This window comes from Eubacterium sp. AF16-48 (assembly GCF_003479405.1).
Taxonomy (GTDB): Bacteria; Bacillota; Clostridia; order Lachnospirales; family Lachnospiraceae; genus Eubacterium_G; species Eubacterium_G segne.
Genome location: NZ_QUHB01000001.1, coordinates 283,793 through 296,976, shown reverse-complemented (window position 1 = coordinate 296,976; position 13,184 = coordinate 283,793). Strand labels below are relative to the sequence as shown.

The window sequence follows — 13,184 nt, the reverse complement described above, 5'->3', positions numbered from 1 at the left end:
TGCTTTCTCCTTTAGATTTAACCTAAATTATTACGGTACTGTGAAGGAGTAAGACCTGTAATACTTTTGAAGGTTTTCATAAAGTGTTTTTCATGGTCGTATCCTACAGCCTGAGAAATTTCATTTATTTTCATATCTGTTTCAGTAAGAAGTTTTTTTGCTTCTCCAACACGGATGTTTTTTAAGTAGTTGACAAAATTAGTTCCGGTATACTGCTTAAATGTATAAGAAAATAATGAATAATTCATGGATATATAATTAGAAACAACAGCCATATTCAAGTCTGTAGCATATTTTTCCTTTATATATTCAATAGCTTTTTGCATTTTTATATTAGTTTTGTGTTCGTCTATATCCTGACCTACAAGTTCGTTAAAATGGTTAATCCATTCTTTTATCACATCCATGTATACATCAATGGTTTCAAAGGCATATATATCAGCTAATTCATTAATGTCCTCTTCTTTGTTGGCTAAAACATTTTTATAAACCTTCATTGTGGTTCTTATAATTATTTTCATTTGCTCCTGAAACTCATTAATGTTGTATTTGCCGGACTTTACACCTTCTGAAAATGCAGTAAGCTGTGATATAGCTTCCTCTAACTTGTTTGAACAAATAAGATTGGCTGTCTGCATCATATATTTAACACCATATTCAAAGTCTTTAGGAAGTTCTTTGAAACCATCTGCATCTACTAACTTTTCGCATTTTTCAAAGGAAAATCTTCTCATTTGGGCAGCTTCGCAAAAAGCCTGTTTAACGTCAAAGAAATTTTCATATACTAAACTTACACCAACATAGTAATGCTGAAGTTTGGCTTTAACATCGTTAAAATATTGGGCATCAGTAATAATAAAGTTAAGAGAGTCACGCCCCTGAACATAGAAATACTTATCCTTTTCCGTAAATTCATTATCGTCTTCCTTTGCACTAAAACAAAATACTGCATACTTATCAAAAGGAATGTATTTGTGTATTATATGGCATGTGTTTTCAAGTTCTGCCACGGTAATATCATCGCAGAAAATCATATATTTAAGCTGCTGGAAGGCTACGTTACGCTCCTGCATGTATTTTTCCTGTTCTGCTTCATAGATGTCTTCAAACTTAACTAATGTTTCCGTGATTTTTTTTCTATCTACAGGTTTTAAAATATATTCCTGAACTCCGTTTTTAAGCATACCTACCGCATAGTCGAAATCATCAAATCCACTTACTGCGGCTATTAAAGGCTTCTTCTTAAATTCTGAAGCTTTGCTTACTAATGTAATTCCATCCATTTTAGGCATTCTAATATCTGTAAACATTACGTCCACTTCCTGATTTTTTAGAATTTCAAGAGCAGCTTCACCGTTGTTACATTCAATAATATTTTCTATTTCCACACCGCTTCTCTCAATCATAGAGCGAACGCCCTGCCTTATTAATTTCTCATCTTCAACTAAAAGTAAAGTTTTCATTATTGATTCTCCTTGTCAAGTGGTATTTTTATAAGCACTTTTGTGTATACGCCTTCTTTTGAAAAAATCTGTAAACCGTATTCGGCTCCAAAATACATTTTTAGTCGTTTAGAAACGTTATATAAAGCACGTCCGTGTTCCTTAGATTCATCAACTCCATCAGCGGCATTTATACGTTCTCTAAGTTCCTGTAATTTCTCTTCGGACATACCTGCACCGGCATCGGATACTTCTATATTGACTACATTATTTTCTTCAAATGCCTTAATATAAATATAAGTGTCTTCTGCCATATTTTCAATACCGTGGTATACGGAATTTTCTACTAAAGGCTGTAGAGACATTTTAGGTATTCTAAGTTTCATATATTTATCAGGTATATTAAGAGACAAATATATTTCGTAGTCAAATCTTAAATTTAGAAGATTTAAATAATTTTGTATGTAATGAATCTCCTCGCTTAATTCTACCATACCTGAGGTCCATTTCATACTATATCTGAACATTTGCCCCAGGGATGTAATGGCATCTGATATTTCAAACTCAGACTTAATTTCAGCCATCATTTTTATTGTTTCAAGAACATTATACATAAAATGAGCATTTATCTGATTTTGTAGGGATTTAATCTCTGCATTTTTTACCAGCAGCTGTTTTTGGGTATTTTCCCGGTTTAACTCATCAAGGGAAACAACCATTTTGTTTATTTGTTTACCAAGCTCTGATATTTCATCATTTCCTGATTCTGTAAGTTTAATGTTCTCGCCATTTTCAATTTGGGCAACTTCACTGGTTAGAATATTAAATCTTCTAAAAATATTTCTTATCATAAAAAATACAATAATTATGAATATTGCCGTTGAAATAAGCATAACGTACAAGTAAGGTATCTGGCTCATATAAAAGGAGTCAACGGTATCTTTTATTCCTTTTATATGTACAAAACATCCATTCATGGAAGGTAAATCAGATACAGAAACAATACAGCTTTGATTGTTAAAAGTTGCAAAAACTGACTTGTTTTTTAATTTATATGTAAATTCAAACAGTTTTTTTCTGTTTTTATCAAAAATCTTTTTGTTTTTGTCTGAAGAATAAATGCCACCGTTATTGTCCACAAAACAGCATAGTTCACTGTTATTTTCGTCAAAATATCCTGAAAACATATTTTCAAGAGGCGTTGATATTTCTAAAATAGCAAGGAGTCTGCCGTTGTCATCTTTTATCTGGCTTACTAAACCTATCAGGTGAGAGTTTTTATTTACACTATCAGGAAACACCTTATCTAAATAATCTATCTGCCATGGACTGTATTTATAAGTATCTGCCCAGTCCATATTTGAAAGACGGCTTATTTTGTAAAATGATGGTTTTTTCTCTGTAATGTCAGCGTTTACAAAAAGCCGCACCTGATATATGTAAGGATTAATAGTGGTCATGGTTTCAAGGGCAGACAGTTCTTTTTTGTAAAAATTGATTTTTTCAGAAGAACTTAATTCCTCACCTTTTTGTCTTAACTTTATATAATCCTTAATGGAGTCATTTTGTTCTATTGTCTGTTTGGCTAAATTACAAACTTCCTGTATATCATTGGCATTTTGCAAAAAAGTTTTCATATAAATTTTTTCGTCTTTTAATGCAATATCTTTGGCATTGCCGCTCATGTTTATAAACATAATAATAGTCCAGGAAACGGCACATAAAATTATAAATGTGGTAATTATAATAATTACTTTGCCGCTTAGGGAGTTTATATGCATTTTAAATTTGATTTTATTAGAAACACGTTTCATTTATTTATCTAAACCTAACTTTTCTATATTTTCCTGTATTTTTAATGTAAGGGCACTTAACACCCTTTCGTATCCCATCTGATATCTTTCTTTCATATAGTTGTTATAAATTTTATCAAATTCCCTGTCGGATTTTGATAGTAATAAAAGAGGTAAAACGTCACCCCATTTTTTTTCGGCTTTGTTTTTAATTTTTCCAACATCTGTTGAAGTGTCAAAAACAATGGTATATTGCCCAACGTATGTGGTATAAGGATATGACCATTTTTTTAGCTGGGTAACGGGATTATCAGGATCATCCTTAATCCACTGGGATGCCATGGCATCATTTTGCATCATCCAGTAACAGGAATCACCTCCATATATACTGTTGTATTTTTTACGGTCAGTGTATAGAAGCTTTCTAACGTCATCCTTTATTTCAGGAACACCATCTTTGTTGTAGTCCCACATCTCACCCTGGGTTCCTAACCATGTCATTTTCTGCCCTTCTTCACTTAAAAGGTATGTGAGAAGTTTTATGGCAGCCTTAGGGTTTTGGCACTTCTTTGAAATCATGGTTACAGTCCAGCCATTTACGCTTGTTCCCGGAAGAGTGTAGTCGTCACCGGAAAGATTTTTCGGACCGTCAACGGCAATGTATATGCTATCGGGATTGTTTTTATAAAGATTTTTTTCCTGATCAGATAAATCCGTATATTGATATATCATGCAGAAGTATTGTCCGTTATTAATTTTTTCAGATTTCTGGGTTCGACTCTCAACAAAAATTTCATCCTTTAAAAGACCTTCTCCGCCAAGTTTTCTAAAGGCTTTAAGCCATGTAATATAGTCCTTGTTTTTTAAACGGTCAATGGCATTCCCTTTTTTGTCAACGTAAGGAACTGCTAAGAAATCCAAAAGATAATTATCAAAGGAATCACAGCCTATATCGTTAAATTCAGTACAACCTACAGGAATCATTTCATTTCCGTCAATTGTAGGAAACATTTTGGCTGCTTTTTCTACTGCTTTAACAAAGCCTTCAGGTGTAGTCATATCAGGACTTCCAATGGCTTCGTAAATATCCTTTCTTACAAGAAAGGCTTCATTGGAAGCTAAATTATCATATTTTTCGTAATCTGACGGAGAACAGGCTGAATTTGGATAGCCGTATAAATGTCCGTTAGGTCGTGAGTGCCACTTTACAACCTGCTCATTTACAACGTTATAAAAGTAAGTATCGTATTCATCTGCAAGTTTATCCAGAGCATATACTTTCTTATCGTTTATCATTTCACTTATTTCAGGTTCCCACCATCCCAGAGTTATTAAATCAGGAAGGGAATCAGAGGCAATCATTGAATCCAGCTTCTCATTGGGATTGCCGGTTGGTGTAATAAAGCTGATGTTACACTTGGTTTTCCTGGTAATGGCCTTTGATACAATGTTATTACCCCAGTCTGTATTAAACCACGAAAAATTTATATACCATGACAAATCTGTATATTTTTCTGCTTTTTCTTTTTTTCCACAACTGCAAAACAGCGATAATGCCAGTGCAATGCATAACAATACACTAATTATCTGTTTATTTTTCATTACTTATCACCTACTATTTCCTTTAATGGCTTTTCTTTTTTTTGGCGGGAAATTTCCATTAAGCCTAAATGTGTCATTCCCCATATATTACATTTAACGTAATCACAGTCAACATATGATTTTAAGATATCTTCAAGATTTTGGCAACTTTCTTTTTTAGACATATTTATAAAATCTACAATTATAATTCCTGAAATATTACGAATCCTAAGCTGCTTAGAAATTTCAAGGGCTGCCTCAAGATTGATTTTTTCAAATGTTTTTTCTTTGTTATTATGAAATTCTGCTTTTCCCGTATTTACATCTATTACAGTTAACGCTTCTGTAACTTCAATTACCAGATAAGCTCCTGACTTAAGCCATACTTTTTTTGATAATGCATTTTTCAAATGTTTTCCTAAAGCATATTTGTTACATAAGCTTATGGAAGTATCTGTAAAATAAGTTGCAGATATCCGGCTATTTGTAAGAAATTTATAAACATTTTCATTGTCTGTTTTTATTTCTCCTGAATATTTATTTATAAATTCATTACATGCATTAACAATTTTGTTGTTTTCAAAAAGCAAAGCTTTAGAAGTTGAAAAATTAAATTTCCTTAATATATCTTCATATTGTTTCTTTAATAAATCAGCCTGAGCTAATATATCCTCCATGGAACAATCGGCTCCGGAAGTTCGTAAAATAAATCCATATTCCCCGGTGTCAAGAGAGGAAAGGGACGACTTTAACCGGTTGCGTGTGTCATTATCCGTGATTTTTCTTGATATGCTTATTCCACTGCCACCTACTACCATTACCAAATTATCAGAAGAAAGGTTTAGCTTTAAGGTAAGGGCATAGTCCTTGGTTTTTATTTTGTCTCCTGCAACCTGAACTAAAATTTTGCCCCCGGACTTTGGCTTTTTCTCTATATTTTTAAGGGAAAGAAATCCTTTTAAATTGTCCCCGAATTCCACGAAAGCTGCATCAATATTTTTTACAACATCCTTAACATATCCGCAATAGATATTACCTATTAATGAATTGTCACTGAAATTTTGAATACGATACAATTCATCATTAATAAAATAAAATCCAAGTAATATGTTATTATAAAAATCACTTATAATCAGCCTGTTATCCAATGTTTTCTCCTATATCACTACCAATATTATCTAAGGAAATGAGCTTGCCATCCTCAGTGCAATACATATCAAGACGCTCATAAATATATGAGGTATCACTTTTTTGTGTGAAATTTTCAAGGGCTGTAACTACTAATTCTGGTTTCAGATTTTGAGCACTTCCCTGGGCAAGCTTTATAAAAATGCCATTATCCTCTTTTTTGATGGAATATATCAATGGCTTTATATCTACTTCCTTCTCACTTTTCTTAGTCTTCTTAATTACATTGATGGAATCCTGATTTATAAAACCGGTAATATCATCGTCTGTAAATATATCTGTATATACAAAATAATCTGCAGCAGACATAACAGCCATGGCATTTTTGGCATTATCAGGAAGTAATTTATAGCTTAAAACTTTTACTCCTTCAACGTTTTGCTCGTTTATTCTTTCTATTGCCTCTTTAGTGGAAAGGGTGGAGTTTACTTCCATATCAAAGTATTCACCTTTACTTAAAACACCTACACTAAGAGGTGCTGCAAAAGACATTTTCTGGTGAGGTGAAAAACCTTCCGAATATGCCACATCAATTTCACCACGGCGCATTACTTTTTGAAAATATCTAACCATATCCAAATGACCTATAAATTTCATTTGTTCCTGTTTTGAAAAACGCACTCTAATTTTCATGGCAAATACCTCCTCCAAAAGATGCTGCTCCACATCCGGAACATTTCATACGACAGTTAGGAGTTACGGTTTCATTATGGGCATTATGCCATTCTCTAAGTAAGAAATTTTTAGTTACTCCTGTATCAATGAAATCCCAAGGGAAAATTTCATCTTCTTTTCTTTCTCTTGTTACATAAAAATCAACATCTATATTTGTTTCTTTAATGGCTTCCTGCCATAATTCTTCATTATGAAATTCTGACCAGGCATCATATATTCCACCTTTTTCATATACATAAAGAATGGTTTTTGCCAGTTTTCTGTCGCCTCTTGCCAGTAAACCTTCAAGTACACTTATATCTGACTCATGCCAATGATATTTAATACTTTTTCTGTTTAACAGAGTTTTTAATTTGTCATTAATTCTTCGTGCCTTATCCAGAAAATCTTTGGAGGTACACATAGGTGCCCACTGAAATGGTGTAAAAGGCTTAGGCACAAAGAAAGATGTGCTGGCAGTAATCTGGCATTTTCCGTTTCTCTTTTCTTTTGGCACTGTTTCATAATATAATTCAGCTATTTTTTCGCATAAATCCATTATTCCGTCAACATCGTCGTTAGTTTCAGTTGGCTGACCTAACATAAAATAAAGCTTTACTTTATTCCAGCCACCTTTAAATGCCTGTTCACATCCATTTAAAATATCCTCTTCCGTAAGTCCTTTATTAATAACGTTACGCATTCTTTGGGTACCTGCTTCCGGGGCAAAGGTTATGGAGCTTTTCTTTACATCCTGTACCTTGCTCATTACGTCTAAAGAAAAGGCATCAATTCTAAGAGAAGGCAGGGAAATATTTATATGTCGTGATTTACACTCTTCTATTAAGAAATCAATAAGCTCTTTTAAATGACTGTAGTCACTGGTGCTTAAGGAACTTAAGGAAATTTCTTCCTGCCCTGTGGTTTTTAGCATGGTTGTAGCTAAATATTTTAATTTTTCAAGGCTTTTTTCCCTTAACGGCTTATATACTGAACCTGCCTGACAAAAACGACACTCTCTTATACAGCCTCTTTGTACTTCAAGAACACATCTGTCCTGTGTTACCTTAATAAAGGGAACAAGAGGCTTTTCAGGGTATTCTACTTTGTCAAAATCAAGTACAATATCTTTTCTTACGCCACCTTTGGCATGAGGGTTATTAGGAACCATTTCTTTAATGGTGCAGTCTTCATTGTATATCACATCATAAAATGCCGGGACATACATACATGGAATTTCCGCAGCCATTTCCAAAAACTCTTTCCTTGTACCACCGTTTTTCTTGTTTTCTTTATATAAATCAAGGAGGTGATAAAATTCAGTTTCCCCTTCGCCCATATAAAAAATATCAAAAAAATCTGCTACCGGTTCCGGATTGTAAGAACATGGACCGCCACCCATAACAATAGGCTCATCCTCACCTCTGTCCTTTGAAAGTAAGGTCACCTGACTTAAATCAAGAAGCTGTAATATGTTAGTGTAACACATTTCGTATTGTAATGTTATGCCGATAAAATCAAAGTCCTTTACACTATCCTGGGATTCTAGGGCAAATAATGGGATATTTTTCTCACGCATTATTTTATCTAAATCAACCCATGGGGAGTATACTCTTTCACAGTACACATCATCTCTTTTATTTAATAAGTCATAAATAATCTGTATACCTAAATGGGACATACCTATATCATATACATCAGGAAAGCACATGGCGTATCTGATATCTACACTTTCAGGGTCTTTAACTACCATGTTTACTTCATTTCCAATGTAACGTGCAGGCTTTTCTATATTTAACAATATTTCATCTGATAAAGCTAATTTTCTCATATTTCTCCTAGACTTTTATATTAATTCTGTAGTTTTTGTGATATTAATGTGTTATACTATTTAGCTGTAAAAATAAGTTTCACATATGCTTTAATTTAGTATTATACCATTCCTTATAATACTATATAGAAATGTTTTTTACAATAAAAGCGAAATATTAACCCGGGAGATTTTAATAAAATGTACAAATACGAAACACACTTACATACAAAACACGGAAGCGCATGTGCTACTATTTCAGGAAAGGGACAGGCTTTAGAATACAAGCATGCAGGCTATACCGGAATTATTATTACCGAACATTTTTTTAGGGGAAATACCTGTATACCAAAGGATTTGCCATGGGAAGAAAGAATTAATCTGTTTTGCAGAGGATATGAGGAGGCAAAATACTATGGAGATAAAATAGGTCTTCAGGTATTCTTCGGATGGGAAGAAACATATGATGGACAGGATTTCTTAGTTTATGGACTTGATAAGGAATGGCTGCTTAATCACCCTGAAGTTGAACATTGGACAATAAAGGAGCAGTTTTTGGAGGTTTCAAAATATGGTGGAATGGTTATACATGCTCATCCTTTCAGAGACAGACCATATATACCAAAAATCAGACTTTTTCCTAAGCAGGTACACGGGGTGGAGGTGTACAATGCAGGAAATTATAACGAAGAAAATGAAAGAGCATATATGTATGCAAAACAATATAATCTTCCAATTACTGCCGGGGGTGACAGCCACCATCATGATATTACCTGCTCCGGCATTGGCGTGGAGGAAAGGTTTGAAAGTATTGTGGACTACATTAAATGTATTAAAGAAAATAAGCCAAAACAGTTGCTTTACATTAATTAAAAAATGGGGCTATCGCACAGCCCCATTTTTTTATTAATGTAAAGCAACATTATAATTATTTTTTAACAAAACATCTGTTTTATTTTTTTATGGAAATAACTTTAATATCAGACCATTTCCCATATATTATTTTTTTATTAGCAAAGGTATAAGCTCTTGCTTTTACATAATAAACTATTTTTAACACTTACAGGTATTAATTATAGTTGACACTCCCCACAGCTAAAGCAGGGGGATTCTTGCTTCAACCACTACTGCACTTGCTGATGCCTTTCGGTATCACAATGTCTTACACAGTGTCCACAAGCTAGATTATACTGTTCCCGTATGCCCTACGGTGCAGTTTATGTATATTTATGCTGACTGCATTTGCAGTCCTTTATTCAAAATATTTATACTTGCATTAGTATCCCTGTTATGTACAGCATGACAATACGGGCACTCCCATTCACGGACTGCAAGATTTTTTATTAATGGGTTTTTATACCCACAGCAAGAACAGGTCTGGCTGCTCGGGTAAAGTGTTGGCACTTTGATTACATCATTCCCATACCAGACAGACTTGTATGCAAGCATATCAAAAAACTTACTCCATGATGCTGAACCGATGTGCTGTGCCAGTTTATGATTACGCATCATATTTTTTACTTTCAAATCTTCGATGCAGATTGTTTGGTTTTCACGAATCAGCATGGTAGACTGTTTCTGCAGGAAGTCATTTCTCTGGTTTGTAATCCTTTCGTGGACTAAGGCAACCTTAATACGCTGTCTGTTGCGGTTATTGGAGTTTTTCTGTTTTCTTGACAGCTTACGCTGTTCACGGATCAGTTTACGCATTGATTTTTCAAGATATTTCGGATTTGACACACTACTTCCGTTACTGTCTGAGTAAAACTCTTTAATACCTACATCAATGCCTATGCAACCACCATTGTTCGGTCTTGGCTGTGGTTCAAATTCCACGTTAAGAACCGCAAAATACCTGCCTGCAGGAGTATGCTCAATCGTTACATTTTTGATTTTTCCAACTTCCATGGACTGACGTATTCTGACATAGCCAAGTTTAGGGAGTTTGATGTATTTACCTGCAATACGGATTTTACCACCCTGGTTTACGGTCCTGTATGACTGGTGGTGATTGTGTTTACTTTTGAATGTTGGGTGTGCTGCACGTTTCTGAAAAAAGTTTACAAACCCTCTGTCGAGGTCACGCAAAGACTGTTGTAACGCAATAGAATCCACCACTTTCAGGAAAGCAAAATCTTCACACTTTTTAAGTTCCGTCAGCATTGCGGAAGTCTGGGAATAGCCTATTTTACTTCCGTTCCTAAAGGCTTCATTACGCATGGCAAGTCCCTTGTTGTAGATTAGTCTGCAACAGCCAAGAGTCTGATTGATTAAATTCTGCTGTTCCCTGTTAGGGTAGATTCTAAATTTGATACCTTTTTGCATTATCCCATTTTACCTTTTTGTCTTTGCGATGTTTTCTGATTTTCAATATACTGCCTGATTATTTCCAGTGGAGCACCACCCACTGTAGATACAAAATAGCTGTTTGTCCAAAGAGTTGGCATTTTTGTTCTGAGATACGGAAATTCTTCTCTTAAAATTCTGGAAGTATATCCTTTTAAGGACTTTACTGCTTTGTGGATACCAAATTGCGGGTCTACTTCCATCAGTATGTGTACATGATCTGGCATTATTTCCATTTCCAGAATGTCTACAGAAAGATTTATGGCATGCTCAAGGAGTAATTCCTTTAATCTGACATCCACACCATTAATTAATACTTTTCGCCTATACTTTGGACACCATACCACATGGTATTTGCAGGAATAGACGACATTGTTATTGGATTTATATGTTGTATTCATGCCTGTATTATACTACCATTTTAAAGTTAATACAATCATATATTTGTCCATCTTCATTTACTTGCGTAAATTCGATGGACATGTCTTATATCCCCATAGCTAAAGCAAGGGGTTTTACGACACATTTGGATAAATTTTTATCGTCTGGAAAGTTCCTTTGTAATTTCTTTCCAGGTTACGCCTTTTTCTGCCATTAATACCATTACATGGTACAAAAAGTCAGAAATTTCATATTTAACTTCCTGTGGATCAGGATTTTTGGCGGCTATTACTATTTCAGTGGCCTCTTCTCCTACTTTTTTAAGAATTTTATCTATTCCTTTATCAAAAAGATAGTTGGTATAGGAGCCTTCCTTTGGATTTTTCTTTCTGTCAAGAATTACTTTATACACATCCTCAAAAACTTTTATGGGATTTGTGTTGTCATATTCTTTTTTTACAAGATTGTTAAAGAAGCAGGTATCTGCCCCTGTGTGGCACGGAACACCTATTTGTCTTACTTTAGCAAGCATTGTATCTAAATCACAATCCATGGATAATTCTTTTACAAACTGATAATGTCCGGAGGTTTCACCTTTAACCCACAGTTCATTACGGCTTCTGCTAAAATATGTCATACGACCGGTTTTTATGGTTAAATTAAAGGCTTCTTCGTTCATGTATGCTAACATAAGAACCTGACTGGTTTTGTAATCCTGAACAATAACAGGAATCATTCCGTCACTGTTGGTTTTAAAATCAGAAAACTTCATGTCAGTTTCAAAAGTGTTTACAGCTAATCCACTCTCCTTTAGCTTGTGCTTTAATTCCATAAAGTCAAAGTTTTCATTAAAGATATCTGAAGAAACACCATAGAGTGAATTATCAGGTGTAAGATTATATACATCATTACAATTAGTAAGTAATACTTTGTCATCTGTAGCTATTACTTTGTCTGAAATCACTAAAGAATAAAGTCCTTTGTTGCATGATAATTTTTCAATATCAGTATCTAGCAAAATTGATATATTTTCACTGCCAAAGCGCTCAGAGGCCTCTTTAATAAGCTCCTGATTATTTTTTAATGATAATATTGCTTTTTTAGCTCCTGTATATATATATTTCTTTACATCTTCTAATCTTTTTACATTTCCGCCTACAAGCATTGGAATGTCAACATTGTCTGCAATGTTAATTATGGTACTGATATTGGCTTCATGTTCCCTGTCGGTAGAGGAAATATCATAAATAAGAATTTCGTCAGCTCCGTTACTGTCAAAGCATAAGGCAATTCTTACGGCATCTCCGTCGCCTAACAGCGTTGCACCGCCTTCATCTACGGCTTTTCCTTTATATAAATATATTGTTGGTATTAATTTTATTTGGTTCATTATAGTGTTCCTTTCGTGGATAAAACATCATTTATTCTGCTATCGGTTAATGTTGCCTGATCAAGGGCTTTAGCGAAAGCCTTAAAAATACCTTCAATCATATGGTGGTTATTACCACTTTCAAGCATTTTTATATGAAGATTCATTCCTACGGCATAGGTAATTGCGTGGAAAAATTCCTTAACCATTTCAGTGTCAAAATATCCTACCCTGTCAGTTGTAAAATCTACATTAAAAACAAGATAAGGTCTTCCTGACAAATCAAGGGCACACAATACAAGGGACTCATCCATTGGAAGAATGGTATGTCCGTATCTTCTTATGGATTTTTTGTCTCCTAATGCCTTTCTAATGGCTATACCAAGGGCAATGCCGGTATCTTCTATTGTATGGTGACAATCCACATATAAATCTCCTGTAACTTTAACAGTTAAATCAAATAATCCGTGTTTTGCAAAGCTAATAAGCATATGGTCAAAGAAACCAATGCCTGTGTTGACTTCAGATTTTCCAGTACCATCAAGATTTATGGATACTTCTATCTGGGTTTCGCTGGTATTTCTTACACAATCGCCTGTTCTTGTCATAATATCCTCCCT

At 34.2% G+C, this 13,184-nt stretch carries 11 protein-coding genes; 1 reads left to right on the top strand and 10 read right to left on the bottom strand.

Annotation, left to right across the window (positions count from 1 at the left end; translation table 11 throughout):
• Positions 1–17: 17 nt before the first annotated feature.
• The 6 genes from DWW68_RS01315 to DWW68_RS01290 form a co-directional block, all read right to left on the bottom strand.
• Positions 18–1,463 carry a response regulator gene (locus DWW68_RS01315; protein WP_021953037.1) on the bottom strand — a complete coding sequence of 482 codons (1,446 nt, stop codon included), beginning with the start codon at positions 1,461–1,463 and terminating at the stop codon, positions 18–20.
• Positions 1,463–3,139: a sensor histidine kinase gene (locus DWW68_RS01310; RefSeq protein WP_158576781.1), complete on the bottom strand. Its 1,677-nt coding sequence runs from the start codon at positions 3,137–3,139 to the stop codon at positions 1,463–1,465. The genes DWW68_RS01315 and DWW68_RS01310 overlap by 1 nt, the downstream gene beginning before the upstream one ends.
• Before the next feature lie 117 nt (positions 3,140–3,256).
• Positions 3,257–4,837, bottom strand: a complete 1,581-nt coding sequence (locus DWW68_RS01305; protein ID WP_118588603.1) for an extracellular solute-binding protein — start codon at positions 4,835–4,837, stop codon at positions 3,257–3,259.
• Positions 4,837–5,964 (bottom strand): ribonuclease E/G, encoded by a 1,128-nt coding sequence (locus tag DWW68_RS01300; RefSeq protein WP_118588602.1) that lies wholly within the window; start codon positions 5,962–5,964, stop codon positions 4,837–4,839. The genes DWW68_RS01305 and DWW68_RS01300 overlap by 1 nt, the downstream gene beginning before the upstream one ends.
• Positions 5,957–6,637 (bottom strand): TIGR03936 family radical SAM-associated protein, encoded by a 681-nt coding sequence (locus DWW68_RS01295; RefSeq protein ID WP_118588601.1) that lies wholly within the window; start codon positions 6,635–6,637, stop codon positions 5,957–5,959. Before DWW68_RS01295 ends, DWW68_RS01300 begins: the two co-directional genes overlap by 8 nt.
• Entirely contained in the window at positions 6,627–8,489 is a 1,863-nt protein-coding gene (locus DWW68_RS01290) for a TIGR03960 family B12-binding radical SAM protein (RefSeq protein WP_118588600.1), read from the bottom strand. The genes DWW68_RS01295 and DWW68_RS01290 overlap by 11 nt, the downstream gene beginning before the upstream one ends.
• A 180-nt stretch (positions 8,490–8,669) precedes the next feature.
• Between DWW68_RS01290 and DWW68_RS01285 the strand changes: the two genes are divergently transcribed.
• Complete coding sequence (locus DWW68_RS01285) at positions 8,670–9,341, top strand: PHP domain-containing protein (protein WP_021953030.1); 672 nt, start codon at positions 8,670–8,672, stop codon at positions 9,339–9,341.
• A gap of 354 nt (positions 9,342–9,695) precedes the next feature.
• On the opposite strand, the gene tnpB is transcribed toward DWW68_RS01285, so the two are convergent.
• From tnpB to hisB, 4 genes are all read right to left on the bottom strand, one after another.
• Entirely contained in the window at positions 9,696–10,793 is a 1,098-nt protein-coding gene (tnpB, locus tag DWW68_RS01280) for an IS200/IS605 family element RNA-guided endonuclease TnpB (RefSeq protein ID WP_021953029.1), read from the bottom strand.
• Positions 10,793–11,215 (bottom strand): IS200/IS605 family transposase, encoded by a 423-nt coding sequence (gene tnpA, locus DWW68_RS01275; RefSeq protein WP_021953028.1) that lies wholly within the window; start codon positions 11,213–11,215, stop codon positions 10,793–10,795. Before tnpA ends, tnpB begins: the two co-directional genes overlap by 1 nt.
• 137 nt (positions 11,216–11,352) lie before the next feature.
• Positions 11,353–12,585 carry a bifunctional phosphoribosyl-AMP cyclohydrolase/phosphoribosyl-ATP diphosphatase HisIE gene (gene hisIE, locus DWW68_RS01270; protein WP_118588599.1) on the bottom strand — a complete coding sequence of 411 codons (1,233 nt, stop codon included), beginning with the start codon at positions 12,583–12,585 and terminating at the stop codon, positions 11,353–11,355.
• Positions 12,585–13,172: an imidazoleglycerol-phosphate dehydratase HisB gene (hisB, locus tag DWW68_RS01265; protein ID WP_021953026.1), complete on the bottom strand. Its 588-nt coding sequence runs from the start codon at positions 13,170–13,172 to the stop codon at positions 12,585–12,587. The genes hisIE and hisB overlap by 1 nt, the downstream gene beginning before the upstream one ends.
• Positions 13,173–13,184 lie beyond the last annotated feature (12 nt).

Coding starts and splice junctions, on each gene's coding strand:
- hisB (WP_021953026.1), bottom strand. CDS start 13,172: ATGACAAGAACAGGCGATTGTGTAAGAAATACCAGCGAAACCCAGATA.
- DWW68_RS01315 (WP_021953037.1), bottom strand. CDS start 1,463: ATGAAAACTTTACTTTTAGTTGAAGATGAGAAATTAATAAGGCAGGGC.
- hisIE (WP_118588599.1), bottom strand. CDS start 12,585: ATGAACCAAATAAAATTAATACCAACAATATATTTATATAAAGGAAAA.
- tnpB (WP_021953029.1), bottom strand. CDS start 10,793: ATGCAAAAAGGTATCAAATTTAGAATCTACCCTAACAGGGAACAGCAG.
- DWW68_RS01305 (WP_118588603.1), bottom strand. CDS start 4,837: ATGAAAAATAAACAGATAATTAGTGTATTGTTATGCATTGCACTGGCA.
- DWW68_RS01295 (WP_118588601.1), bottom strand. CDS start 6,637: ATGAAAATTAGAGTGCGTTTTTCAAAACAGGAACAAATGAAATTTATA.
- DWW68_RS01290 (WP_118588600.1), bottom strand. CDS start 8,489: ATGAGAAAATTAGCTTTATCAGATGAAATATTGTTAAATATAGAAAAG.
- DWW68_RS01285 (WP_021953030.1), top strand. CDS start 8,670: ATGTACAAATACGAAACACACTTACATACAAAACACGGAAGCGCATGT.
- DWW68_RS01310 (WP_158576781.1), bottom strand. CDS start 3,139: ATGTTTATAAACATGAGCGGCAATGCCAAAGATATTGCATTAAAAGAC.
- tnpA (WP_021953028.1), bottom strand. CDS start 11,215: ATGAATACAACATATAAATCCAATAACAATGTCGTCTATTCCTGCAAA.